The sequence below is a fragment of the Bradyrhizobium sp. CSS354 genome (genome assembly GCF_029051725.1).
In the GTDB taxonomy this organism is placed as follows: Bacteria; Pseudomonadota; Alphaproteobacteria; order Rhizobiales; family Xanthobacteraceae; genus Bradyrhizobium.
The window spans coordinates 263,210-287,277 of record NZ_JAACFU010000001.1; the positions used below are offsets into that span (position 1 = coordinate 263,210).

The 24,068-nt window shown below is 62.9% G+C and carries 22 protein-coding genes; 4 read left to right on the plus strand and 18 right to left on the minus strand.

All coding sequences use genetic code 11. From position 1 onward, the window contains the following. Positions 1-16 precede the first annotated feature (16 nt). Positions 17-622 (minus strand): TetR/AcrR family transcriptional regulator, encoded by a 606-nt coding sequence (locus tag GWG67_RS01330; protein ID WP_027569503.1) that lies wholly within the window; start codon positions 620-622, stop codon positions 17-19. Between the two features lie 201 nt (positions 623-823). On the opposite strand from GWG67_RS01330, the gene GWG67_RS01335 reads away from it, so the two are divergent. Further along, complete coding sequence (locus GWG67_RS01335; protein ID WP_275167361.1) at positions 824-2,080, plus strand: efflux RND transporter periplasmic adaptor subunit; 1,257 nt, start codon at positions 824-826, stop codon at positions 2,078-2,080. Between the two features lie 148 nt (positions 2,081-2,228). After that, positions 2,229-5,417: an efflux RND transporter permease subunit gene (locus GWG67_RS01340; protein WP_275167362.1), complete on the plus strand. Its 3,189-nt coding sequence runs from the start codon at positions 2,229-2,231 to the stop codon at positions 5,415-5,417. On the opposite strand, the gene GWG67_RS01345 is transcribed toward GWG67_RS01340, so the two are convergent. The 14 genes from GWG67_RS01345 to GWG67_RS01410 form a co-directional block, all read right to left on the minus strand. After that, positions 5,414-6,142, minus strand: coding sequence for a sulfite exporter TauE/SafE family protein (locus GWG67_RS01345; protein WP_275167363.1), 729 nt, complete (start codon positions 6,140-6,142; stop codon positions 5,414-5,416). The two genes, GWG67_RS01340 and GWG67_RS01345, sit on opposite strands and share 4 nt — an antisense overlap. A gap of 14 nt (positions 6,143-6,156) precedes the next feature. After that, complete coding sequence (locus tag GWG67_RS01350; protein WP_275167364.1) at positions 6,157-6,333, minus strand: hypothetical protein; 177 nt, start codon at positions 6,331-6,333, stop codon at positions 6,157-6,159. Continuing rightward, the gene (locus tag GWG67_RS01355) at positions 6,326-6,583 is read right to left on the minus strand and encodes a hypothetical protein (protein WP_275167365.1); all 258 of its coding nucleotides are present in this window, start codon (positions 6,581-6,583) and stop codon (positions 6,326-6,328) included. Before GWG67_RS01355 ends, GWG67_RS01350 begins: the two co-directional genes overlap by 8 nt. 230 nt (positions 6,584-6,813) lie before the next feature. Next, a complete protein-coding gene (locus GWG67_RS01360) occupies positions 6,814-7,929 on the minus strand; it encodes a helix-turn-helix transcriptional regulator (protein WP_275167366.1) in 1,116 nt (371 codons plus the stop codon). 112 nt (positions 7,930-8,041) lie between these two features. Next, positions 8,042-9,163, minus strand: a complete 1,122-nt coding sequence (locus GWG67_RS01365; protein ID WP_275167367.1) for a LuxR family transcriptional regulator — start codon at positions 9,161-9,163, stop codon at positions 8,042-8,044. Between the two features lie 151 nt (positions 9,164-9,314). Beyond that, the gene (locus tag GWG67_RS01370) at positions 9,315-9,563 is read right to left on the minus strand and encodes a hypothetical protein (RefSeq protein ID WP_275167368.1); all 249 of its coding nucleotides are present in this window, start codon (positions 9,561-9,563) and stop codon (positions 9,315-9,317) included. A 77-nt stretch (positions 9,564-9,640) separates the two neighbouring features. Then, on the minus strand, positions 9,641-10,612 hold the full coding sequence (locus tag GWG67_RS01375) for an AraC family transcriptional regulator (protein WP_275167369.1): 972 nt from the start codon (positions 10,610-10,612) through the stop codon (positions 9,641-9,643). Between the two features lie 229 nt (positions 10,613-10,841). After that, positions 10,842-11,996 carry a LuxR C-terminal-related transcriptional regulator gene (locus GWG67_RS01380; protein ID WP_275167370.1) on the minus strand — a complete coding sequence of 385 codons (1,155 nt, stop codon included), beginning with the start codon at positions 11,994-11,996 and terminating at the stop codon, positions 10,842-10,844. Positions 11,997-12,316: 320 nt separating this feature from the next. Continuing rightward, positions 12,317-12,829 carry a hypothetical protein gene (locus tag GWG67_RS01385; RefSeq protein WP_275167371.1) on the minus strand — a complete coding sequence of 171 codons (513 nt, stop codon included), beginning with the start codon at positions 12,827-12,829 and terminating at the stop codon, positions 12,317-12,319. A gap of 94 nt (positions 12,830-12,923) precedes the next feature. Continuing rightward, positions 12,924-13,370: a MaoC family dehydratase gene (locus tag GWG67_RS01390; protein ID WP_275167372.1), complete on the minus strand. Its 447-nt coding sequence runs from the start codon at positions 13,368-13,370 to the stop codon at positions 12,924-12,926. A 384-nt stretch (positions 13,371-13,754) separates the two neighbouring features. Next, positions 13,755-14,177 (minus strand): hypothetical protein, encoded by a 423-nt coding sequence (locus GWG67_RS01395; protein WP_275167373.1) that lies wholly within the window; start codon positions 14,175-14,177, stop codon positions 13,755-13,757. Between the two features lie 12 nt (positions 14,178-14,189). Then, entirely contained in the window at positions 14,190-14,411 is a 222-nt protein-coding gene (locus GWG67_RS01400; protein WP_106943097.1) for a hypothetical protein, read from the minus strand. A 108-nt stretch (positions 14,412-14,519) separates the two neighbouring features. Continuing rightward, positions 14,520-15,338 carry a lytic transglycosylase domain-containing protein gene (locus GWG67_RS01405; protein WP_275167374.1) on the minus strand — a complete coding sequence of 273 codons (819 nt, stop codon included), beginning with the start codon at positions 15,336-15,338 and terminating at the stop codon, positions 14,520-14,522. A 39-nt stretch (positions 15,339-15,377) separates the two neighbouring features. Then, positions 15,378-17,231: an NAD(P)/FAD-dependent oxidoreductase gene (locus GWG67_RS01410; RefSeq protein WP_275167375.1), complete on the minus strand. Its 1,854-nt coding sequence runs from the start codon at positions 17,229-17,231 to the stop codon at positions 15,378-15,380. A 177-nt stretch (positions 17,232-17,408) separates the two neighbouring features. On the opposite strand from GWG67_RS01410, the gene GWG67_RS01415 reads away from it, so the two are divergent. Together GWG67_RS01415 and GWG67_RS01420 are read left to right on the plus strand one after the other, a co-directional pair. Continuing rightward, the gene (locus GWG67_RS01415) at positions 17,409-19,034 is read left to right on the plus strand and encodes a long-chain fatty acid--CoA ligase (RefSeq protein ID WP_275167376.1); all 1,626 of its coding nucleotides are present in this window, start codon (positions 17,409-17,411) and stop codon (positions 19,032-19,034) included. A 43-nt stretch (positions 19,035-19,077) separates the two neighbouring features. Continuing rightward, positions 19,078-20,289, plus strand: a complete 1,212-nt coding sequence (locus GWG67_RS01420) for an acyl-CoA dehydrogenase family protein (RefSeq protein ID WP_275167377.1) — start codon at positions 19,078-19,080, stop codon at positions 20,287-20,289. A 212-nt stretch (positions 20,290-20,501) separates the two neighbouring features. Here the strand turns inward: GWG67_RS01420 and GWG67_RS01425 are convergent, their stop codons facing one another. The 3 genes from GWG67_RS01425 to GWG67_RS01435 all read right to left on the minus strand — a co-directional run bounded on the left by GWG67_RS01425 (position 20,502) and on the right by GWG67_RS01435 (position 24,036). Then, positions 20,502-21,410, minus strand: coding sequence for an amino acid ABC transporter substrate-binding protein (locus tag GWG67_RS01425; RefSeq protein ID WP_275167378.1), 909 nt, complete (start codon positions 21,408-21,410; stop codon positions 20,502-20,504). Positions 21,411-21,555: 145 nt separating this feature from the next. After that, positions 21,556-22,995, minus strand: a complete 1,440-nt coding sequence (locus tag GWG67_RS01430; protein WP_275167379.1) for an amidohydrolase family protein — start codon at positions 22,993-22,995, stop codon at positions 21,556-21,558. Between the two features lie 15 nt (positions 22,996-23,010). After that, on the minus strand, positions 23,011-24,036 hold the full coding sequence (locus tag GWG67_RS01435; protein ID WP_275167380.1) for an ABC transporter substrate-binding protein: 1,026 nt from the start codon (positions 24,034-24,036) through the stop codon (positions 23,011-23,013). Positions 24,037-24,068: the final 32 nt, after the last annotated feature.

Consider the following 24,068-nt stretch of genomic DNA (forward strand, 5'->3'; position numbering starts at 1 on the left):
AGCTGATCGAGGGCGATTAAGTTCTGTTGGCCGACTGCGCTTCGACCGCCTGCACGGCGACACTCGCGACCTGCTGCAACGCTTCGCGGTCCGAGCCCGAAGACGCCATCACGCCCATACCGACAGATACCGCTGAGACATAGCGTGCGAGTGCCGCGGGATCGGCGCTCTCCTTGAGATCGCCTTCGGCCTTTGCGCGAATGAAGCGATCGCGGAGCTGATCTTCGTTCTCGGCGCGGCGGGCGGCGAGTTCAAAAGGGACGCTCTCTGATCCGGTGCCGCACGCAATGCCGCCCTGCACGAGCAGGCAGCCGGGCGGGTTGGCCGGATCGGTTTGCTTGTCGGCGATGCCCATCAGCATCCGCTCGGCGACGTCGCGGGCGGTGGGCGCGGCCACCACCTCGTCCATCCAGACGTTGCGCAGCTTTGTATAGCGGTCGAGCGCGGCCTTCAGCAGCCCTTCCTTGTTACCGAAACAGGCATAGAGGCTGGGCGGATTGATCCCCATGGCCTCGGTCAACTGAGCGATCGTGGCACCCTCATAGCCATGGCGCCAAAACACTTCCATCGCCTGGTCCAACGCCGTTTCGGCGTCGAATTCGCGGGGGCGTCCCATGCCCATGTACCTGTTCTCCTCGAAACCGACGTCGTCCCTCAGCCTAACGCCTGATCCTATCTATTTGTTCTCGCTTTATTTTCTCTTCCGCTTGCCAACGCTTGCGGTAAGGGGCTACAATTTTCTTAGTGAATGGTACATAAGTATCTTGCGCTGCGGTATCCAGCTCCACATCTGTAGTGAACACTACATATCTGGAACGCGCAAATGCATCCCTCCCAAAATACTGCCCAAAATGCTCGCCGCACCGGCCGTTTCCGCCGCCTCCTTGGCGGCGTGGCCATCGTGGGCGCCCTCGCCGTGGCCGGTTCGATCGCGACCGGCCATTACTTTCGTGCCGCCCAAGCGACCGCGACGGCCGCCGCGGCCGAGCAAGCCGTCCCTGTCACGGTCGCGCTGATCGAACCAAAGCAGACCGTGCTATGGGACGACTTCTCCGGCCGGCTGGAAGCCATCAATCGCGTCGAGCTTCGTCCGCGCGTCGCGGGGGCGATCCTTGCGACCAACTTCACCGAAGGCGCGCTGGTGAAGGCCGGCGACGTCCTGTTCAAGATCGACCCGGCGCCCTACGTGGCCGAGGTCGACAAGGCCGCGGCCCAGCTCGAAGCTGCGAAAGCGCGCGTCGTGTTCACGCAGAATGAGCTCGAGCGCGGCGCGCAACTGGTCGGCAACGCCGTGGTCACGCGGCGCGACTACGACCAGCGCGACAACGCCAACCGCGAGGCCATCGCCAACGTGAAGGCAGCCGAGGCGACGCTCCAGACCGCAAAGCTCAATCTCGATTACACCGAGGTGCGTGCGCCCGTGGACGGCCGCGTTGGCAAGATCGAAATCACCGTCGGCAATCTCGTCGCCGCCGGCACCGCCTCTCCGGTGCTGACTTCGCTGGTCTCGGTCAACCCGATCTATGCGTCATTCGATGCGGATGAAGAGCTGGTGGTGCGGGCGTTGAACTCGATTTCCGAGGTCTCCGGCAAGCGCGGCAATCTCGATCAGATCCCGGTCGCGATGGCGACCTCCGGCGGCCTCTCGGCAAAGGGCCACATCCAGCTCATCGACAACCAGGTCAACGGCCAGAGCGGCACCATCCGTGTCCGCGCGGTGTTCGATAACGAGGACGGGCGTCTCATTCCCGGCCAGTTCGCCCGTGTGCGCATGGGCCAGCCCAAGCAGCAGTCGCTGGTCATGATCGACGAGCGCGCGATCGGAACCGATCAGGACAAGAAGTTCGTGATGGCAGTCGGCGACGACAGCCGTGCGGTCTATCGGCCGATCACGCTCGGCGGTTCGGTCGACGGGTTGCGTATCGTGACGGCGGGGCTGAAGACCGGCGACCGCATCATCGTCAACGGCCTCCAGCGCGTGCGCCCGGGTGCCCTGCTCAAGACGGAAATCGCGGCAATGGGCGCGCGCGGGCCGCAGCAGGCATCCAACCACAGCAATCAGGACGTCGTGCAGCGTTAGCGTCTCCGCCATGCCGGACCGCGCGGGCAGCGCGAGCCGGAATGTGAAAATCGTTGAACTGCCTAGACATCACTTCTGGATTCCGGTCGCGGGTTTTATCCGCGCCCCGGAATGACGGGAGAGTCGTCTCTCGCGCAGGGGCAAGGCCATGAATCTCTCGAAATTCTTCATCGATCGTCCGATTTTCGCCGGCGTGCTGTCGGTCCTGATCTTTCTCGCCGGCCTGATCTCGCTGTTCGCGATGCCGATCTCGGAATATCCCGACGTCGTGCCGCCCTCGGTGGTGGTGCGCGCGACCTATCCCGGCGCCAATCCCAAGGTGATCGCGGAAACGGTGGCGACGCCGATCGAGGAGCAGATCAACGGCGTCGAAAACATGCTGTACATGTCGAGCCAGGCGACCACCGACGGTGCGATGACGCTGACGGTGACATTCAGGCTCGGCACCGATCCTGACAAGGCGACGCAGCTGGTGCAGAACCGTGTGCAGCAGGCCGAGCCGCGCCTGCCCGCGGTGGTGCGTCAGCTCGGCATCATCACCAAGAAGTCCTCGCCCGACCTCACCATGGTCGTGCATCTGCTGTCGCCGAACAACCGCTACGACATGACGTATTTGCGCAACTACGCCGTGCTCAACGTCAAGGACCGGCTGGCGCGGATCGACGGCGTCGGCGACGTCCAACTCTATGGCGCCGGCGACTATTCGATGCGGGTGTGGGTCGATCCGCAGAAGGCCGCCGAGCACGGCCTCACCGCAAGCGATATCGTCAAGTCGATCCAGGCGCAGAACGTCGAGGCCGCCGCCGGCGTGGTCGGCTCCTCCCCGAACGTCAAGGGCATCGACCTGCAGCTGTCCGTCAACGCCGAGGGACGGCTTGCGAACGAGGAGCAGTTCGGCGATATCGTGGTCAAGACCGGCACGCGTGGCGAGGTGGTGCGGCTACGCGACGTCGCACGCATCGAGCTCGGCGCCTCCCAATACGGCCTGCGTTCGCTGCTCGACAACAAGCAGGCGGTGGCGATCCCGATTTTCCAGGCGCCCGGCTCCAATGCGCTCGAGATTTCCGACCACGTTCGCGCCACCATGGCCGAGATCAAGAAGAACATGCCGGAAGGCGTGTCCTACCAGATCGTCTACGACCCGACCCAATTCGTCCGTTCGTCGATCGAGGCTGTGATCCACACGCTGCTGGAGGCCATCGCGCTGGTTGTGCTGGTGGTGATCCTGTTCCTCCAGACATGGCGCGCTTCGATCATTCCGTTGCTGGCGGTGCCCGTATCGATCGTCGGTACCTTCGCGGTGATGCACGTCTTCGGCTTCTCCATCAACGCGCTCAGCCTGTTCGGCCTGGTGCTTGCGATCGGCATCGTGGTCGACGACGCCATCGTCGTGGTCGAGAATGTCGAACGCAACATCGAGGGCGGGCTGTCGCCGCGCGACGCCACCTACCAGGCGATGCGCGAGGTGTCGGGGCCGATCATCGCGATTGCGATGGTGCTGATCGCGGTGTTCGTGCCACTCGCCTTCATCTCCGGCCTTACCGGGCAATTCTACAAGCAGTTCGCGCTGACGATCGCGATCTCGACCGTGATCTCGGCCGTCAACTCGCTGACGCTATCGCCGGCGCTGTCGGCCCTGCTGCTCAAGGGACACAACGAGCCGAAGGACCGGCTGACGATCATCATGGAAAAGGGCCTCGGCTGGTTCTTCCGGGGCTTCAACAAGGTGTTCACACGGTCGTCGGAGAATTACAGCGGCACCGTCACCAAGGTGATCTCGGGCAAGGCGGCCGTCATGGGCCTCTATGTGGTCCTGGTCGGCCTCACCGCCTTCCTGTTCCAGCAGGTCCCGAGCGGCTTCGTGCCGGGTCAGGACAAGCAATATCTGGTCGGCTTCTCGCGACTGCCTGATGGAGCAACGCTGGACCGCACCGAAGACGTGATCCGCAAGATGAGCGACATCGCCCTGACCCAGCCCGGCGTTGAGAGCTCGGTAGCATTCCCGGGCCTGTCGATCTCGGGCTTCACCAACTCCTCCAACGCCGGCATCGTGTTCTCGACGCTGAAGCCGTTCGACGAGCGCAAGGGCCCCGCAATGAGCGGGAATGCCATCGCGGCCGACCTCAACAAGAAATACTCCGGGATTCAGGAGGCCTTCATCGCCATGTTCCCGCCGCCGCCGGTTAACGGTCTCGGCACCATCGGCGGCTTCAAGCTGCAGATCGAGGATCGCGCCGGCCTCGGCTATGAGGCGCTGAACGAGGCGACGAATGCGTTCATGGCGGCGATGCAAAAGGCGCCGGAGATCGCCGGCGTGTTCTCGAGCTTCCAGGTCAACGTGCCCCAGCTCTTTGCCGACATCGACCGCACCAAGGCGCTTCAGCTCGGCGTCCCCGTGACCGAGGTGTTCAACACGCTCCAGATCTACCTCGGTTCCTACTACGTCAACGACTTCAACAAGTTTGGCCGCACCTACTCCGTCTACGTGCAGGCCGACGCGCCGTTCCGCGCGCGTGCCGACGACATCAGGCAGTTGAAGGTGCGCTCGTCCTCCGGCGACATGGTGCCGCTGTCGGCATTGCTCACGATCCGCCAGAGCGCGGGCCCCGAGCGCGCGATCCGCTACAACGGCTTCCTGTCCTCCGACATCAACGCGGCGGCTGCGCCCGGCTTTTCCTCCGGCCAGGCACAGGGGGTGGCGACGCGGATCGCGGCGGAGACATTGCCGCCCGGCTTCGCCTTCGAATGGACCGACCTGACCTATCAGGAGTTCATCGCCGGCAATTCCGGCCTCTGGGTGTTCCCGCTGGCGATCCTGCTGGTGTTTTTGGTGCTGGCCGCCCTCTATGAAAGCCTGACCTTGCCGCTCTCGATCCTCATGATCGTGCCGATGGGTCTGCTGGCTGCGATGTTCGGCGTCTGGATCTCCAAGGGCGACAACAACGTCTTCACCCAGATCGGCTTGATCGTGCTGGTGGGACTCTCGGCCAAGAACGCGATCCTGATCGTCGAATTCGCGCGCGAGCTCGAATTCGCAGGCCGCACGCCGATCCGGGCCGCGATCGAGGCGAGCCGGCTGCGGTTGCGCCCAATCCTGATGACGTCGATGGCGTTCATCATGGGCGTCTTGCCGCTGGTGCTGTCCACCGGCGCCGGCTCGGAGATGCGGCGCGCGATGGGCGTCGCCGTGTTCTCCGGCATGATCGGCGTCACCATATTCGGCCTGTTCCTGACGCCAGTGTTCTATGTGCTGCTGCGGACCGTCAGCGGCATGAAGCCGCTAACGCATCACGGCAGCGACACCAGCGCGGCGCCGGTGCAAACCGTCGGGCATTAAATCAGGGAAATCCCCGACAGCAACAACAGAACGAGCACGGTCTTGCGAAAGACCGTCTCGTTGACCCTGTGGAAGGCGATCACGCCGAGCGCGGAGCCTACGAACAACGCCGGCAGGCTGACTGCGAGATCGATGAAGACTTTCGACGACAGATCCTGATGTCCAACCAGCAGCGCGATCGCGAACAGCTGCATCGCGGCGATGAACGGCTGCACCAGGCCGCGCTGCTCGCTCTTGGGCATGCCGCGCATGTCGCACCAGATGGTCGGGATCGCGCCGGGCATCGCCGTCAGCCCGCCCACCAGTCCTCCCCCGAACCCGATCAACGCGACCCAGTGCCGCCCGACCGCCTCGCCGGCCGTCACCAGCGTCGGCCGCAGCAGCATATAGGCCGCATAGAGGGCAACGACGATGCCGAAGCCGCGCCGGAGCAGATGCGTATCGGTGCTCTGGAGCAGAGATACCGCGATGGGAACTCCGATCAAGCCACCGACAATCAACAGCAAACTGCCTTCCCAGCGAATATTGCGCCGAAGCGCCCAAAGATTGGTGGCCTGCACGCCGATGCTGCACGCCATCATCAGCGGCACGGCTTCCAGCGGCTGAAACACCCGGAGCAGAATGGCGCCCGCCACTGCCGAGAAGGCAAATCCCGAGAGCCCGGAGACGAAGGCGCCGGCGAACACGGCAACGCTGAGCAGCATCAGAGTCGTGACATCAGGCACAATCCGCCCTCCGGTCAATCGTAAGGAATTTGCGGGACGGGGACCTCGGCGCTCTCGGTGCAAAGCGCCGGCCCGAGTGGAACCGACGGATTTGCGTAAGCATGAGATCGCTCCAGCATCGTGAGGCCGACCAGTTGGAGCGCGACGAGCGCCGCGGTCAGCGCGAATGCGGCGATGCTGACATTACGCACGCTCGAATTTGGGGTGGCCGGTCGTGCGCTCCCGCGGATCAACTCCGTTGGCATTTTCTAAAGTATCCTCTTCACGGGAGACGGGAATAATTTCATTCAAACACGGCGCGTCGTGCGGCTGGTCCAGCAGGTGGCGGTAGCGCCGCAACACACGCTCCGAGTCGATTTCCCGCTGCGCGCGGAGTGCCGCGCCAATGCGGGCCACGATATCGCGGAACCTGCCTGCCGAAACCGGTGACGCCGTTCGCATGTCAATCTCCTCTCAACCTGCACGAGAGGTTGACGGAATTCACTTCCGCTCGCAGTGAGTTGCTTCACACAAATGTCTGATAGGTCGAACAACAGATCGTGTGACGTCTATTAGAAGACAACGCGAAGAATCGCGTCATTCGATCGAACGACGTGCGATAACTTTCTAATGATGCTTCTGATTGAACCTATTGCGAGCTGCAGCGACTCGCGTGCGTTTTTGAACGCGTCTCAGTGCACAAGCGGATTGGAGAATCCAGCTGCGAGCTTGACGAGATCGGCTTGACGAGAAACGCCGGTCTTGGCGAACACGCGATGCAGATGCGTCTTCACCGTCGTCTCCGCGATGCCGAGCGCCACCGCCGTCTCCGGCACACCGCCGACATCGACGATCGATTGCAAGACCCTTAGTTCCGCAGGCGTGAGTTCGAAGGTGCGGTCAATGAGACCGGCACTGGAGCGACCGTCGAGTTCCGCTTTCCAGATGAACAAGGCTCCGACGGCCGAACTGCGCTCGGCCGTACCCTCGCGCAGCAATGATGGCGCGATTACGTGCGCGACGTAGTGGGAACCGTCACGTGACATCAGCGGAATTTTCCGCCCCGAAGATGCAGCCAACGCGACCTCGCCTGCGCCACGGAAAATATCGCGCAGAGCCGAATTTACAGCGGGCGAGCTTGCCACCAACCGGCCCGAGACAGATCGCAGAACATCCTCGACGGCCAGGATCGTCTCCGCGGCCGGATTGCTGTGGACGATATGACAGGTCGAGTCGAGCAGGATGACACCGGCATTCAGTCGGTCCACAACGTCGGCGAGCGCGATCGCGCGCTGCTGCTTCCGCTCGATAGCCCGGTTGATCAACAGCGCCCGGCTCGCATGCGGAGCCAGAAACTGCATTCGCGCCCGCTGCTCGGCGTCGAGCATCTCCCTGCCCGGGATCACGGTCAGCAGCATCGGACAGGGCGACTTCGACTGCTCCAGCACCACATTGGCGACGTCGACGCAACCCTGGGGGCGCAGCCATTCCTGGTAGAATCGGCCGCGGCGATATTCGTCGAAATCCACGAGATCGGGGATGTTGCGCACCTCGCCATAGCGCGGAAGCCGAGCAAGCGGGTCGTACCGGGAGTAAGTCTCCGCATAGAGCTGAATGTAGTGCGGATCGACCCCGCAATAATAATGCGTCGCGCCTGATTTTCTGACCGGGTCCTTCGAAATCAGACCACAGGCTTGGCTGCCGATGAAGGCATTGAGCTTGACGACGACCTCACTCCACAACTCCGGGCGGAGACCCGCGTCATAGATAGTCTCGATCAACTCGGACGGTTTTGGAAGTCGGGGCATCGGAAGAGCCAGTAGTGACACATGGAGGTGGCGACATGTTCTTCATGCCCGGCGGCTCCTGTGAGTCTGGCGAGGGAGCGAAAGGTTCAATCCTGAGGGCACAATTCGCCGCCTAGTTGATCAGCGGATTGGAGAATCCTGCCGCGAGCTTGACGAGATCGGCTTGACGCGAAACGCCCGTCTTGGCGAACACGCGATGCAGATGCGTCTTCGCCGTCGTTTCTGCGATACCGAGCGCGACCGCCGTCTCTGGGACGCCGCCAACTTCGACGATCGACAGCAACACGCGCAGCTCGGCCGGTGTAAGGTCGAAGGTCCGCGCGATCAATTCGCCGTAGGACTGTCCGCCGAGCGACACCTTGCGCAGCAGCAGCGCACCGACGGCATCATCGACCACCCTCTCGTTGCCGTGCCGCAGGACGGACGACAGCGGCAGGATATGCGCGACGTAGCGCTCGCCCGAGGGCGAAAGCAGCGAAAACGCCTGCCCCTTTGCGGCAAGCAGGGCAATTTCATTGCGGGTCGCGAACGCTTCCCGCAGCGTCTGATTGGCCTCCGCGCTGCTGGTCACCAATTGCCCCGCAACGGACCGAACCAGATCGTCGGCCGCAAGCAGGTCGTGCCCCGCGGAATTCGCGTGCACCACCCGGCAGAAGCCATCGAGCAGGAAGATGCCGCAGGCAAGATTGTCCAGGATCTCCGCCAGCGCCGTCGCCAGCGTCAGTTGCGAGGTCATGGCGCGGTTGATCAGCAACGCGCGGCTGGCGTGCCGGACGATCAGCGAGAGACGGTGCTTCATCACCGGATCCACCATCCGGCGGCCCGACAGCACCGTCATCATCACGGGGCAGCTCGCATTCGAATTCTCGAGCACGACGTTGGCCGCATCGCTGCAACCCTGCGGCCGCATCCATTCCTGGTAAAAGCGTCCTCGCCGATATTCATCGAAATTGACGAGATCCGGAATGCTGACGATCTGGCCGTGCGGTGGCAGGACCGTCAGGGGATCGAATTTCGAATGCGTCTCGGAATAGAGCTGGATGTAGTGCGGGTCCGCCCCGCAATAATAGTGCGTGACGCCGAATTTGCTGATCGAGTCCTTGGAAAACAGCCCGCAGGCCTGGCCGCCGACGAAGTCGCGGATGCCGGTGACGACGTTATTCCACAGCGAGGGATCGAGCCCGGCATCGTAGATGGCCTCGACCAGGTCGGGCAGTTTCCGCGGTCCGTGCATGGCTATAAATGGCCTGGGTGTTCAATATCACCGAGCATACCACAACCACAGCATGCGGCATCCTCCGATCGGAGGAGGCGCCGGCCAGGCAACGAACGGATATCCGCTTCGGGGGCCACTGATGCAGAGTCGCGATACCGCACCTGGAGGCTCAGATCTCGTCCCAGCCGACCTTCTCCACATTTTCCGACCAGACGGCAGCGCGATAGATCTCGCGCCCGTCGGCATTTCTGACCCGGATGCAGGCATCGCGGTCGCGCAAATCGTCGCGCCAGACGAACAGATGGCTTGCCATCTCGTTGGCCACCACGAATGTCGCTTCGGGGCATTCGAACACCATGCCGCCCGGATCGATCTTCACGATATTGCCGATCATAAGATCAAAGAAAAAACGGCGCATGCAATACTCCAACTGCGGGCGGCGCGCGCCCGTGCCGTCTCCAAGCGGCATCTGACCTGAAATTCAATCGCGCGCGGTCACGACATCTCGCCGCTCCTGACGTCACTGGGTGTGGCGCCATAAGTTCGACGGAAGCAGCGGTTGAAGTATGAGAGATCGCCGAAGCCGACATCGTAGGCGATCGAGCTGACCGTCCGCTCGGCGTACCCTGGTTCACGCAACATGCGATGCGCGCGCTTGACCCGTTGCTCGATCAGGAACGACGAGAACGTCTTGCCGTCGGCCTCAAACAGGCGCTGGAGATAACGTGGCGTCACGCCGAGCTCCTGGGCGACCGTGGCCACCGACAGATCCTGCCGACAGCAATTGTTGGCGATGGAAACTTTGGCCTTCTGCATCCGTGCCGCCTTGACGCCGCGCCGCCCGGCCAGTTCCCGCGGCTCATTGGTGGCACCGAGGACGATTGCCAGAAGATCGTGCAGATGCCCAACCCCGAGCTGGCGCAAGTTGGGCATCGCGAACGCCTTCTCCCGCACCAGCGTCACCGCGTAATCGACCAGCAATCGAAGTCCCGTTGAGCTCTCCGGCATGACACGCATCACGGCGTCATCGACATCCACGATCATCGGCGCCAGCACGCGTCTCGGCACGCGCAGCGAGAAGCAGCTGCCCAGCGACAATCGCTCGAACGTCGTGACGTCCTCCGCGCTCGTCAAGACTGCCTCTCCTGCACGAAGGCTCAGATCGTGTCCCCGCTCGGATATCCCAAGCACGCCAGATCGATTCACGATCAGGGCCAGGCTGTCGTCGCCATCGGCAACCAGGTGCTTGGTGCGAATGACCCGCGCTCCGCACAATCCTCCGATCAGCAATTGGGCTTCCGGCAAGACGTGGGACGTGAAGCTCGCCGCGGCCGGCTTTCCATCCCTGGCCTCGACCTCCGCCTTCAACACCCCGCGGCAGTAGAAATCGCGAAGCAGCGGGATACGCTCGTTTTCGGGAATTTCATTCGTTGAAACATTGAGAACGGAAAAATCAAACTGGCTCACTGCAATCCTCCAACCGACGAGCAGGTCCGGCCACGCGCTGTCGTTTCCTCACACTCGCGTTCGATGCCATCGCGGCATCTCCTCACGGCGCTCGCTGCTCTTCACTTTTCTGCAACGCAATATACGAAAGTATCAAACGACTCGCGTCCTGCATTCGGAGGACACGGGAGCTCGGCTCATCACAATGGATTGAGATCACGGCAGATACCGGCGAACCATGTGAAATGGATCACACGACGTCACCACCGTTCGTTCGACGCGCGAATGGAACGGCAAAGCCGGCGGCGATCTTGACCAGGTCGGCCTGCCTGCCGGCGCCGGTCTTCTCGAACAGGCGGCCGAGATGCGTCTTCACTGTCGTTTCGGCGATGCCGAGCTTTGCCGCAATGTCTGGAACGCCGCCAATCTCGATAATGGCCATCAAAACGCGCAATTCGGACGGTGTCAGTCTGAAGGCCACAGCGATCGCATCGGCTGCGAGCCATGTCGCCGCCGATGCCTTCTGAACGAAGAGCACCGTGGCTGCAGCATCTCGCGATGGAGTGCGATCGCGCTTCAGGGAAAAGGCGTGAAGCAGATAGTGCTGCCCATCAACTGATGTCGCAAGCTCGATCCGACGGCGAGCAGCGGAACGAGTTTCGCTGCGTGAATCTGTTTCGCACAGACCGCGGAATATTTTGTCGGTCTGGGTGTTGCGGGCCACGATCCGGTCGCCGACCATGGCGAGCAGGCTCGCATCGGCGAACAGCTCGCGGCATGCTGCGTTGGCATGCACGACCCGGCCGTCTGCGTCGAGCAGGCAGATCGCCGTGCTCAGTCTATCCAGGACTTCGGCAAGGTCGTCCACGGTATGCGAGCGTGCCCTGATCTGCCGGCCCATGATCCTGGAGCGCTGGAGGTGCGGAGCAAGCAGCCGCATGCGCTCACGCATCGGCTCGTCAACGATACCGCGCGAGCGGTGGCGCAACACCTGCAGGATCGTGGCGCGCGTGTCCGACTTCTCAAGCGCAACGGTTGCAAGGTCTATCGCTCCTTGCGGTTCCACCCACTCGCGATAGAAGCTCGTTGCCAGGAAATCGGCCTGAGGCATGATGTCGGCTACGCCGATCGTCTGCTCCGCCGCGAGCGTGAGATGACGATCGAGCAGAGGGTCCAGCTCCACATATCGGTCGCGATAAAGCTGGCGGAAGCGGGATTCGGTGCCGAAATGCTCGTGGATCTCGATCGAGAGCTTGGCTCTGTCCCTGGACAGGATGGTCGCGGCGCATCCGCCGACGAAATGCGAAACCTGTTCCAGCACCCCGTTGCGCAGCGCGGGATCGACCGCCGCGTCGTAGATCTCGCCGACGAGGGACGAGAATCGATTTGCGTGGAGGATTGTCATCGGCCGGACGACGCAATCTGCGTATGGCTCGCCCGCGCGAGATAGATGGCGATCCGGGGACTGGCGAAGGAGACGGACCGGTCAATCGCCGCCTTCGACGCGGAGAAAACGTTGCAACGAAATGCTGGAATATCGAACATCGTCCTTGCGTAACGTCAACCGCAGGATGCGGCTTGGACGTTTTCGCCAAAGACTAGGATATATGCGAACAGCGCGCCGACTGTGTGCGATCAGTCACGCGAGCGATGCGTCAGACGCCGCGCGCGCTGCAAAATCCTGCCGCCACCGATCCCGCCGGCGTCGCATCCGGCTCCGGCAATTTACTTGCGATTCTCTTCGCAGAATTTCAGCGCCGCCAGCGCTTCACCGGCACGCGGCACCTGCATCTCGATGCTGTCGTCGTCATCGTCCTCGAAATCGAGCGAGAGACGCTTGGCTTTGGACAGCCGGTCCATCATGGACTGATCGTATTCGAAGATGCCGCGAACGGTGGTCTTGTCCATGACCTCCCACTTCGCCTTCCTCATGATATCGGCGTCATCGGTGCCGACATCGGCCCGGAGGATCTCGCCGACCTTGTCCCACTCCCAACCGTCATAGATCATCACGATCACGATCGCCTTCTCGGAATAGGTGATGACGATGACGTAGTCCCGGTTCTCGTCTTGCTTGTCCTTGTAGCCGCGGCTCGCATTGCAATGTGCGTCCTGCGTGCGCTTCTCGATGGTCCAGTCGCCGACCTTGGATTGTTGCGCCTGCACCGGCCTTGCGGTCAAAGCGGCTGCGCTCAAGGCGCCGGCCAGCAACCCGACGGCGAGAAGAGATCGTTTCATGTCAGCCTCCAGCGTGTTCCCCGGACCGAGATGACCACCTCTGCCGGCGGCTCGCAAGGGCTTCCCCCGGTTTGCGTAGGACGCCGACCTCGCCCTACTCCCGCCGCGGCACGATCGCGATCGGGGTGAAGGTGTAAACCTCCTCGCCGTTCTGGTTGAACATCGTCCATTTCACCAGCGCGATGCCCTGCGGCCTCGACTTCGACGGCGTCAGGCTCATGACCTCCCCGACCAGATGCAGGCGGTCATCGGGCCGTACCGGGATGGTCCAGCGCAGCCCGTCGACGCCGGCGCCGATCAGCGGATGCGGGCCGAAGGGGCGGGTCTGGATCGCGAGGCTCATGGCAATCGCGGCGGTGTGCCATCCCGAGGCAGCGAGACCCCTGAACAGCGTCTGCTTGGCGGCTTCGTGGTCGAGATGCATCGGCTGTGGGTCGAACTCTGCCGCGAACCGCTTGATGTCGGCCTCGGTGACGTGAACTTCAGGGGATTTGAACTGCATTCCAATGGTGAGATCGTCGAACCACTCGACCCGCGCCATGATTTCGCCTCGCAATGTGATGCGCCGCCTCGCGCTAACAGAATTGAGCAAGAGCGGGATGTAGCGGCTCCGCAGCGCACAAACCAGCCCCGGGGTTCCCCAAGAAACCCGTTTCCAGATGCGACGAAACACGCCTGAAACAGATGGCCGGTTATCTGGTTGTCAAAATCATACAGGGACGGCCACCATGCAATTCTTCCTCGACCTAATCTGGGATTACTCCTGCTGTCAGCACCTCGTTGCCCTGCCACCGCAGGAGGACGAGCTATGATCGAGCTGATCTCGGCCTTGCTCGCGCTTTGCAGCGTCGGCGTTTTTGCAGCGCACGCGGTGGATGCCTATCGCACCACACATCACTGATAGCCGTGCACTGATAGCCTTGCCCTAGAACGGCCGCCGGTAGAAATGCTCCGAATGAGTTGCCGGCGGAAACCTGTTGGCGAGCGCGAGAGCTCCCCTTTCGTCCGTCTCGAGCGCGATCTTCTGTGCGAGCATCACGTCGCCGGGAACGAGAAAGCCTGACGGGACGAAGCACCACCCCATCGTCGCATTTCCGGCCGCATCGATCTCATGGACATTGGCCGCAGTGCCATAATGGATGCGATAGGTATTGCCGGTATCGCAGCCGACGACATCGAAATGCCGGTGCTGCTCGAATTGCGCGCGCTGCGCCGGCGACAGCCAATCGGCCAGAAGCCGGCGGCCGCGGGCATCCGGCGTGTTCTCGCCGAAGAAGCGCCGATAGAGTTCGCGTAGCGCATGCAGACGCGCACGCGCCGGCGCGCGGAGCCAGACTGCCGCGATCATGAGCAGCTCAGATCAACCGCCGACCAGGCGGGGATAGAACAGCGTTTCCTGCACGGTCGGGTCGAACGATCGGATCCGGGTGACTTCGCCAGGTCCGGTTCGCAGCGCGGCGGTGAAGCCCGCTCCGGTCAGCTCCCGAAAGCGCCGTTCGGCCCGCGCCAGCGCTTCGGCATTGCCAGGATCAAACTCGTGGCGCGTGTCGCCAGTCTGGTCCATCACGATCTGGGTTGCCATGTTGAGTCTCCTCATGCCCAGCCCTGTTCGATCTAAGCAAACCTCGTGCCGTCGGTTCCTGATGGCAACAACTTTCTCTTGTCGGCGCATCACGCCTTGCTGAGCTGCTCAGCGCGAGGCGGCCGTTCCTCCGCCCTCGTCGATCTGCCGTCCCATCAGGGCGATCGCCTTCTGATAAACGCCGGCGGCATTCCAGGCCTCGATGGCGACGAAATTCGGCTCGCCCGGCTGGTAACCGGCTCCTGCACGCCAGCCATGGGCCTTGAGGAAATTCGCCGTCGAGTTCAGCGCATTGGCGGCAACTTCGAGATTACCGGTGCCATAGGCCAGGATGTTCTTGGGCATGAACTGGGTCTGGCCGACCTCACCGTGCATCGAGCCGCGGGTTGCACCCGACAACGTGCCGCGATCGATCAGCTTCAGCGCCGCATAGAGCTGCTCGGTAAAGAATTCGGGACGGCGGCAGTCATAGGCGAGCGTCGCAATCGAGGAGAGCATGTTCTGGTTGCCGCGCTGGCTGCCGAACCCGGTCTCCATGCCCCAGATCGCGATCAGCGGCCCCGGCGGGACGCCATAGCGCTGCTGGATCGAGGCGAACAAGGCGGCCTGCGACTGCTTCAGCTGGCGACCCTTGGCGACGATGGTGGTGGCGCCGCGCTTGGCGAGGAACTGGTCGAGCGTCAGCGAGAAACTGCGCTGGCCGCGGTCGGCCGCGATGGTGGCACTGGCGTAATTGGTCTGCATCAGCGCCGAGAGCGCGGTCTGGCCGACGCCCTTGCCCTGCGCTTCCGCACTGAATTCGCGCTTCCAGGCCTCGAAGCCGGCCGACGAACTGCCGCATTGCGCGGCGTGGGCCGCGGACGCCAGGCAGCCGAGCAGCGTCATCGCCCCAAAAACCGCCCCAGCTACAGTTCTGCCCCTGATCATATCCGATGTCCTCTCTCTGGCGCGATCCAATGGCCGAGCTTACCCGGACGAAGGCGCCGACTCCATGGCGTGATCATACGACAGTTCCAGTCCATCCAAATTGCCCTCCTTGCGCCACTTGTCGAGCAGCCGCAGGAATGCCACCGGCCCGCGCCAATACTGGCTGTTTCTCGCCGCGATCGGATCAAACACGCCTTCATTGTTGTAGTAGCCGGGCGTGCATTCGGCGAGATAGGTCTGGCGGCCGAGCGCGGCTTTGACCACCTCCTCGACCCAGGCGTCCTCGGCCTCGAGCGTCGGCTCCAGCGTCCGGGCTTTGCGCTTACGCGCCTCGGCGATCACATAGGCGATGTGCTGGGACTGCGCGTCGATGATGTGTGGGAAGTTGGCGCTCTGGCCGGCCTGCACCGTGACGATCTGGAAACAATTCGGGAAGCCGCGACTGTAGAAGCCGTGCAATGTCTTGACGCCATCGCGCCAGCGCGCGGACAAGCTGATGCCGTCGCGACCATAGACCTCAAAGCCCATGCGGCGGGCATAGTCGGTGCCGACCTCGAAGCCGCTGGCATAGATCAGGCAGTCGAGCTCATAAGCCTTGCCGTCGACCACGACCGCGTTCTCGGTGATGCGCTCGACGCCCTGTCCCCTGGTGTCGACGAGTTGCACGTCGGGCCGATTGAAGGTGTCGAGATATTCGTCGTGGAAACACGGCCGCTTGCAGAAGGCCTTGTACCAGGGCTTTAACGCCGAAGCCGTCGCCTCGTCCTTGACGATCGCATCGACGCGCGCCCGGATCTCTTCCATCTTGCGATAATCGGCCTGCTCGATAACCTTGAGCGCCTCCTCGATCGAGGTCACCGGCTGGGGCTGGCGGCGCGGCGCCAGCAGGATCTCCCCGAGCAGGCCGGTCCAGCCGTCCTGCACCAGATCCTGTTCGAAGGGCTCGCCCGAGATCACCGCGGTGAAATTATCCATGCGTTCGCGCTGCCAACCAGGCCTGAGCCCCTGCGCCCAGCTCTGATCCGTGGGGCGGTCGTCGCGCACGCCGATCGCCGACGGCGTACGCTGGAAGACGTAGAGCTCCTTGGCCGAGCGGCCGAGATGCGGCACGCATTGCACGGCGGTGGCGCCGGTGCCGATGATGCCGACGCGTTTGTCGCCAAGACCGGTCAGACCACCTTCGGCCGTGCCTCCGGTGTAGGCGTAATCCCAGCGGCTGGTATGGAAGCTGTGTCCCTTGAAGCTTTCGATTCCGGGAATGCCCGGCAGCTTCGGACGGCTCAGCGGGCCTCCGGCAAGGATGACGAAGCGCGCGCGGATGCAATCACCGCGATCGGTCTCGACCAGCCAAATTGCCTCCTGCTCCTGCCATTCCATGCGCGTGATGACGGTCTGAAACAGCGCGCGCTCATAGAGACCGAAGTGACGGCCGATGCGGCGCGAATGTTCGTAGATCTCGGGTGCTCGCGCATATTTGCGCACCGGCATGTAGCCGGTCTCTTCCAGCAACGGCAGGTAGATGTAGCTCTCGGTATCGCAGGCCGCGCCAGGGTACCGATTCCAGTACCAGGTGCCGCCGAAATCGGCGGCCTTTTCCACGACCCGGAAATCATCGATGCCGGCTTCGCGCAGTCGCGCGCCGCACAGAAGGCCGCCGAAGCCGCCGCCGACGATGAGCACCTCGGTCTGTTCGCTGACAGCCTCGCGCGCAAATCCGGAATTGGCCCAGGGATCGTCGAGATAGCGCCCGAACTCGCCGGTCACCTCGACATATTGCGCCTTGCCCTCGGTGCGCAGGCGGCGATCGCGCTCATCGCGATAGCGCGCGCGGAGTGCGTCAATGTCGATTGTAGATTCGCTGGCTGCACCGGTCTTGTGTCTTTGCGCTGACATCCGTTTCCTCCCCGGCGGACACTGCTTCGCCGGCAGCTCGCATCACTTAGCCCTGAAAAAGAGACGCGTGCAATCACGTCCCTCGCTTTTTGCGTGAACGTCGCGTGGCGTTCCGCTAACCTCAAGCGCACATCACAAGCGTACGCCATGCAACGACGTGGCGGTCCGGAGGACACGATGCAGGGATTGATGATGGACATGCCGCTCCTGATCAGCGGCCTGATCCAGTATGCCGCCGATTATCACGGCGAGGCCGAGGTCGTCGCCCGCGAGATCGAGGGCGACATCCATCGCTACACCTATGCCGACGCCCATCCGCGCATCAAGCGCATGGCATTGGCGCTCAAGAGGCTCGGCATGATGCCCGGCGACCGCGTCGGCACGCTGGCCTGGAATACGCACCGGCATTTCGAGATGTTCTACGCCGCGCCGGGCATGGGCTATGTGCTGCACACCATCAACCCGCGGCTGTTCCCTGAACAGCTCGTCTACATCGTCAATCATGCCGAGGACCGGCTGCTGTTCATCGACCGCGCCACACTGCCGATTGTCGAGGCGATCGCGCCGCAGCTGAAGACGATCGAGGCGTTCGTCGTGATGTCCTCCCGCGAGCGGATGCCGGAGACGAAGCTGGCGAATGTTCATTGCTACGAGGAGCTGCTGGACAAGGAGAACGACGCCGGCTTCGCATGGCCGGAGTTCGACGAAAAATCGGCATCGACCATCTGCTACACCTCCGGCACGACGGGCAATCCGAAGGGCGTGATCTATTCGCACCGCGCCGCGATCCTGCAGACCATGGTCTCCTGCAATTTCGACTTCCTGCCCGGGCACCTGGAAGGCGTGCGCGAGGTGATGATGCCGATGGCGCCGCTGTTCCACGGCAACGGCTGGAACATGCCGTTCACCGCGCCCTATACTGGCTCGAAGCTGGTTCTGCCTGGCCGCAACTACGAGCCCGACAAGCTTTATGAACTGCTCGAAGGCGAGAAGGTGACGCTGTCGGCGGGCGTGCCGAGCTTCTGGTTGATCCTGCTCGACTGGCTCGGACGCACCGGCAACAGGTTCTCGACGCTTCGTGCAACATTGTCGTCAGGCTCGGCGCCGCCGCGCGCGATGGTCGAGAAGCTCAAGCGTGAGTATGACATCGATTACATCCAGGCCTGGGGCATGACCGAAGCCTTGGGCTGCTCGATGCCGGGCCTGCGGCCGGGCTCCGAACATCTCGACGACAAGGAGAAGTTCGACCGCCGCCAGGTATCCGGCCGCGCCTGTTTCGGCACCGCCTTGCGCATCGTCGATGACGTCGGCAACGCGCTGCCGCGCGACGGCAAGAGCGTTGGCCATCTGCGCGCGCGGGGACCGTGGGTTGCGTCCGGCTACATGAAACTTGATGAAGGCCTCGACCGCGACGGCTGGCTGATCACCGGCGACATGGCGGTGATCGACCCTCAGGGCCACGTCACGCTGACCGACCGCTCCAAGGACGTGATCAAGTCCGGCGGCGAATGGATCTCCTCGATCCAGCTCGAGGACGTCGCCTTGTCTCATCCCGATGTGCTGCAAGCTGCCGTGGTCGCGATCAGCCACGAGAAATGGCAGGAGCGGCCTCTGCTCCTCGTCGTCCGCAAGAAGGGCGCGACCGTCGACGGCAAGACGCTGCTCGACCACATGCGCCCCAAGATCGCGAGCTGGTGGATGCCCGACGCGGTCGAGTTCATGGACGAGTTCCCGATGACCGGCACCGGCAAGGTGCTCAAATCGGCGCTGCGCGAGAAATTCAAAGAGTATCGCGCCCCTTGAGCCGATCGCGCGCCGGCCTGTCCATCGATCAAGGAGACCAAAGATGCTCTACCCGATGTCCCCCAAAGTCGTCGAGCTCAAGCGCAGGCTCGAAAGTTTCATGGACCGGCACATCTATCCGAACGAGGAGCGCTTTTATCGCGAGGCGGAGGAACTGGGGCCCTGGAAGGTCTATCCGGTCGTCGAGGAGCTGAAGCCGCTGGCGCGCGCCGAAGGCCTCTGGAATCTGTTCCTGCCGGACTCCAGCCACGGTGCAGGCCTGACCAATCTCGAATATGCCCCGCTCTGCGAGGTCATGGGCCGCTCGCATCTCGCGCCCGAAGTCTTCAACTGTTCGGCGCCCGACACCGGCAACATGGAGGTGCTGGAGCGCTATGGCACGGACAAGGACAAGGAGCGCTGGCTGAATCCGCTGCTCGCGGGCGAAATCCGCTCCTGCTTTGCCATGACCGAGCCTGCCGTCGCCTCATCCGATGCGACCAACATCGAAAGCTCGATCGTCCGCGACGGCGACCATTACGTCATCAACGGCCGCAAATGGTACACGACGAACGCAACCGACCCGCGCTGCAAGATCTGCATCTTCATGGGCAAGACCGATCCCGACAATGCGGACCGCCACAAGCAGCAATCCATGATCCTGGTGCCGATGGACACAGCGGGCGTCGAGGTCAAGCGTCCCCTGCCCGTGTTCGGCTTCTACGGCGTGCCCGACCGTGCCTCCGAGGTCGTCTTCACCAATGTGCGGGTCCCCAAGGAGAACATGCTGCTCGGCGAGGGCCGCGGTTTCGAGATCGCGCAGGGACGCCTCGGTCCCGGCCGTATCCACCACTGCATGCGGCTGATCGGGCTCTCCGAACGCACGCTGGAGAAGATGTGCCGCCGGGTGCGCAGCCGCGTCGCCTTCGGCAAGCCGGTTTCCGAGCAGACGGTGACGCAGGAGCGCATCGCAGAAGCCCGCATCATGATCGAACAGGCCCGGCTGCTGACGCTCAACGCCGCCTACGCGATGGATACCGTCGGCAACAAGGTGGCGAAAGCCGAGATCGCGATGATCAAGGTCGCTGTGCCCAACATGGCCTGCCAGATCATCGACTGGGCGATCCAGGCCCATGGCGGCGGCGGCACGTCGAACGATTTCGGATTGACGCAAGCCTATGCGACCGCGCGTTTGCTGCGTCTAGCCGACGGCCCAGACGAAGTGCACAGGAACCAGATCGCGCGGTTCGAGCTGAAGAAATATTCGAACGCCTAGCGTCCCACACTGGCCGATGAGCACAGTGCCCTGTTCCTTCTCCCCTTGCGGGAGAAGGTGGCGCGAAGCGCCGGATGAAGGGTCTCTCTCAGCGAAGACAACCCCCTCATCCGAGGGTGTCTGCATCAACCAGCGGAGCTGCCCTCTCCCGCAAGGGGCGAGGGCACAATGACACGCAGCCCGATTGCAACCAGCGCCTTGGCGCCCTCGCCTCAATTCACGACGTACACATCCGGATCGAAGCTGGAGCTCGGCTTCTTGAAGGCGTTGCGCAAGGCGCCCGACATGGGGACGTTGTAGTTGAGGCCGTTCGGCGGCGTCGGCGATTGCAGCCACCTCTTGTAGAGGACCTCGATCTCCTGGCTCGCGTATAGCTCCGCGGTCGCGCGATCGGCGAGCGCTTTGAACGGCGCGTCCTCCCGCCGCAGCATGATCCCGTAAGGCTCAGGCTTCGAGAACGTCTCCTCGCTGATCATGAAGAGCTGTGGTTCCTTCGAGCGCGCGATCGCGACCGCGAGCTGCACGTCGTCAAGCGCGTAGGCCTGGGCGCGGTCAGTTTCCAGCAGCAGGAAGGCTTCGGCCTGGTCCTTGGCGGGCATCACATTGATGCCGAGATTGCGCTCGGTGTTGACCTTGGCGAGCTGCGTCAGGTTGACCGAGCCGGCCACCGCCGTCACCGCCTTGCCCTTGAGATCGTCGATGGTGTTGATCTTTGCGGCTTTCTTGGCCGCAAATCGCGTTGCGCTGAGGAAGTGCGTGTTGGTGAATGCGACCTGCTTCTGGCGATCGGCATTGTTGGTGGTCGCCGAGCAATGCAGGTCGAGCGTCCCGTTGACCATCAGCGGAATCCGGTTCGACGACGTCACGGCGAGGGTGTCGACGGCGATATCGGCCATGCCGAGCTGCTTCTTCACGGCATCCACGATCTTGAGGCAGATATCCATGGCAAAGCCGACCGGCTTCTGGTTGCCGTCGAGATAGCTGAACGGGACCGAGGCCTCCTGATAGCCCAGCGTGATCTTCTTGGTCTCTTTGACCTTCTGAAGCGTACCCGACAGGTCTTCGGCTGAGGCGGCAGTTGCAAGGCATGTGAGGGCCAGGACAACAGTGGGAAGACGCATCGGGAGCTCCTCAGGGATCAGCGGCTTGCGCCGGCGCGCAGCCGCGGATGGTGTAACCCATGGCAGGACCAACCGCCAGACGAGGTTGTACCTATCAGCCATCGCGGTTTTATATCGACGCCAGCCAAGGTGTATTCGTGCCCGTCTATTCGCAAGTGAGCTGCTGCTCGAACCAGCCAGATAGCAGATTTGACAGCGGCGGCCACATCCGCTGGAAGCTCGCGAACTTGCCGACATTGGCGCGATACATCGCGCGTAACTCCTGCTCGATGGCCGGCAGGTCAACGCCAATACAAGCCCCGTCCTTGGCAATCGTTTTCCCCGCAACGACGACTTCCTTGACCATGGACGCATTGCCGCGGGCGAACAGTAACGCCATGGAATCAACCGGCATGATCTGGTCACGGTCGAGCCGGTCGAGATCAATCACGGCGAAGTCCGCGGGATTGCCGGGCGCGAGCTCGCCCGTCCCCGGCGCGCCGGTAGCGCGCCGGCCGTTGTGGACGGCGAGCGCGAACAGTTCGGCCGGCGTCCATGTCTGCCTGAAGCCGAGGCCGCCATGGACCATCTGAACCAGCCGCATCTCGCGCAGGACGTCGTCATCCTCGTCGAGCGCCAGCCCGTCGACGCCGACGGCGATGGCACAACCGCATTTGTGCGCGGCGGCGATCGGGGCGAGCCCTGAGCGCAGATGCATGTTAGAGCTGAAGTTGGTAACGATGCGCGTGCCAGAGGCCGCGATCATCTCGAGCTCATCCGGGCGGGCGTGGATGCAATGCGCGAGCGTCAGCCGCTCGGAGAGGAAGCCGATGTCGCGCAGCCATCGCACCATGTCGGGAAAGTTCTGGTCCGCCCAGGCGCGCTGATACACGGTCTCCAGCAGGTGCATGTGGATGCGGCGGCCGGTCCGCACCGAGTTCTCGGCAACGGCTTCAAGGAGCGGCTTCGAGCACCATTGCACGCCGGCGGGCCCAAGCTGCACATCGACCATGGGGCCAGTGATCGCCGCGGCAATGGCGTCGGTCATTTCGATATAGGCGTTGGGCGACATCGGTACGCGCACAAAGAGGTCCTCGATGGTCTTGCGATCATCGCGGGAGAGCCCAGTGAGGACCGGTTCGGCATCACCATAGACGATTGGATTCTGGTCTCGCACGGCCAGCGCGAAGGCGATGCGGATGCCGACGTCGGATGCAGCCCTCGCGATCGCCTTGGCTTCATCGAGCATGGGCATCGTCCCGCTCGGCCGCGTGTAGTGAACCATCATCGCCGCGCAGCCGGTCTTGGCCGAGCGCGCCAGCGCGGAGGCCGCGGTCAGATAGGGATCGACCGGCGTACCCAGTGCGGTCCGCAGGATCCAGCTCTCCAGGGGCATGCCGACCGCACCAAAGGACGACGCGGTCGCGCGGGCATGGTCATGGGCGTTGACGAACGCTGGAATGACAAAGGAGCGAGGACCGCTGGTTGGCCCCGCTCCTTCAAAAACATCGGTGATGACACCGCCGTCGTGCCGCAGCACGACATTGTCGAAGACACCACGATCGATGCCACGGAACAGGCTGGTCGCCGCAATCTCCGTGACCATGACCACCCCTCCCAATCAGTTGGCCGTATACACCAACTCCCGCTCCGCGCGCGGCGGCAGGAATTCGCGCGAGAAGACTTCCGCCGGGGTCGGCGCCCGGGCGAGCTGATAGCCCTCAACCACGATGCCGATAGCCCGCGTCATGCGGTCGTCCTTGATGTCACCGATCCCGATTTCTTTCATCTCAGCCGAGACGATCAGCTTGTCGAAGGAATATTGCAGCCGACGCTTCTCGACTGCGACGTCGATCAGATTGTCGTAGTTCAGCGCGGCTTTCATGCCGGCGTTCTGGTCCTTGGCGACGGCAATCGCGCCCTTGTTGATGGCACGCACCAAGCCCGCTACCGCCTTCGGGTTCGACGCGATCAGCTTCTTGGAGACCATCACGCCGTTGGAATAGAGATCGAGGCCGTATTCACCGAAAGAGAACCATTTGAAATCCTTGTCGGGATCCTGGCGGTTGAGCACGAGATTGAAGTAGCTGGTGATATTGAACACGAGAGCAGCATCGATGTCGCCCTTGATCAGCATCGGCTCCTGCAGGTTCGGCGCCATGTTGGAGATCTTGATCTTGTCGCCGTCGAGGCCGTTCTTGCGCGTGAACACCGGCAGCAGCCGCGTCGTCGGCGTGCCCTGCGCGCCCCCGAGCGTGTGCCCTTCAAAATCCTTGATCGTGTTGATGCCGCTGGTCTTCTTGGCAACAATCGCGAACGGCGGCTGGTTCCACATCATGTAGACCATGACGGGGGCGTCCTGCGGTTTGGTCGAGGCGTTCTGGATGATGGCGTTGACGTCGCCGAACCCTGCGTCATAGGCGCCTGACATGACGCGCGTGACGGTGGCACCTGATCCCTCGCCCTGGTCGATGACAACGTTAAGGCCTTCCTCTTTGAAGAAACCGTTGTCCTTGGCATAGAAGAACGCGGCATCGCTACCCTGCGTCTTCCAGCCCAGCGTGAACTTGATCGTGGTGTCCTCGGCCGCGGCGACGCCCGTGGACAGGGCCAATCCCAGCACTGCGGCAGTTACTTTTCTCAACATCGAGACCTCCTCAGCTTCGTTGCGTGACGTTT

Bases quoted from the DNA above. Each gene is read 5' to 3' on its own strand.
- GWG67_RS01330 (WP_027569503.1), bottom strand. From the start codon at position 622: ATGGGCATGGGACGCCCCCGCGAATTCGACGCCGAAACGGCGTTGGAC.
- GWG67_RS01335 (WP_275167361.1), top strand. From the start codon at position 824: ATGCATCCCTCCCAAAATACTGCCCAAAATGCTCGCCGCACCGGCCGT.
- GWG67_RS01340 (WP_275167362.1), top strand. From the start codon at position 2,229: ATGAATCTCTCGAAATTCTTCATCGATCGTCCGATTTTCGCCGGCGTG.
- GWG67_RS01355 (WP_275167365.1), bottom strand. From the start codon at position 6,583: ATGCGAACGGCGTCACCGGTTTCGGCAGGCAGGTTCCGCGATATCGTG.
- GWG67_RS01360 (WP_275167366.1), bottom strand. From the start codon at position 7,929: ATGCCCCGACTTCCAAAACCGTCCGAGTTGATCGAGACTATCTATGAC.
- GWG67_RS01365 (WP_275167367.1), bottom strand. From the start codon at position 9,163: ATGCACGGACCGCGGAAACTGCCCGACCTGGTCGAGGCCATCTACGAT.
- GWG67_RS01370 (WP_275167368.1), bottom strand. From the start codon at position 9,563: ATGCGCCGTTTTTTCTTTGATCTTATGATCGGCAATATCGTGAAGATC.
- GWG67_RS01380 (WP_275167370.1), bottom strand. From the start codon at position 11,996: ATGACAATCCTCCACGCAAATCGATTCTCGTCCCTCGTCGGCGAGATC.
- GWG67_RS01385 (WP_275167371.1), bottom strand. From the start codon at position 12,829: ATGAAACGATCTCTTCTCGCCGTCGGGTTGCTGGCCGGCGCCTTGAGC.
- GWG67_RS01390 (WP_275167372.1), bottom strand. From the start codon at position 13,370: ATGGCGCGGGTCGAGTGGTTCGACGATCTCACCATTGGAATGCAGTTC.
- GWG67_RS01395 (WP_275167373.1), bottom strand. From the start codon at position 14,177: ATGATCGCGGCAGTCTGGCTCCGCGCGCCGGCGCGTGCGCGTCTGCAT.
- GWG67_RS01400 (WP_106943097.1), bottom strand. From the start codon at position 14,411: ATGGCAACCCAGATCGTGATGGACCAGACTGGCGACACGCGCCACGAG.
- GWG67_RS01405 (WP_275167374.1), bottom strand. From the start codon at position 15,338: ATGATCAGGGGCAGAACTGTAGCTGGGGCGGTTTTTGGGGCGATGACG.
- GWG67_RS01410 (WP_275167375.1), bottom strand. From the start codon at position 17,231: ATGTCAGCGCAAAGACACAAGACCGGTGCAGCCAGCGAATCTACAATC.
- GWG67_RS01415 (WP_275167376.1), top strand. From the start codon at position 17,409: ATGCAGGGATTGATGATGGACATGCCGCTCCTGATCAGCGGCCTGATC.
- GWG67_RS01420 (WP_275167377.1), top strand. From the start codon at position 19,078: ATGCTCTACCCGATGTCCCCCAAAGTCGTCGAGCTCAAGCGCAGGCTC.
- GWG67_RS01425 (WP_275167378.1), bottom strand. From the start codon at position 21,410: ATGCGTCTTCCCACTGTTGTCCTGGCCCTCACATGCCTTGCAACTGCC.
- GWG67_RS01430 (WP_275167379.1), bottom strand. From the start codon at position 22,995: ATGGTCACGGAGATTGCGGCGACCAGCCTGTTCCGTGGCATCGATCGT.
- GWG67_RS01435 (WP_275167380.1), bottom strand. From the start codon at position 24,036: ATGTTGAGAAAAGTAACTGCCGCAGTGCTGGGATTGGCCCTGTCCACG.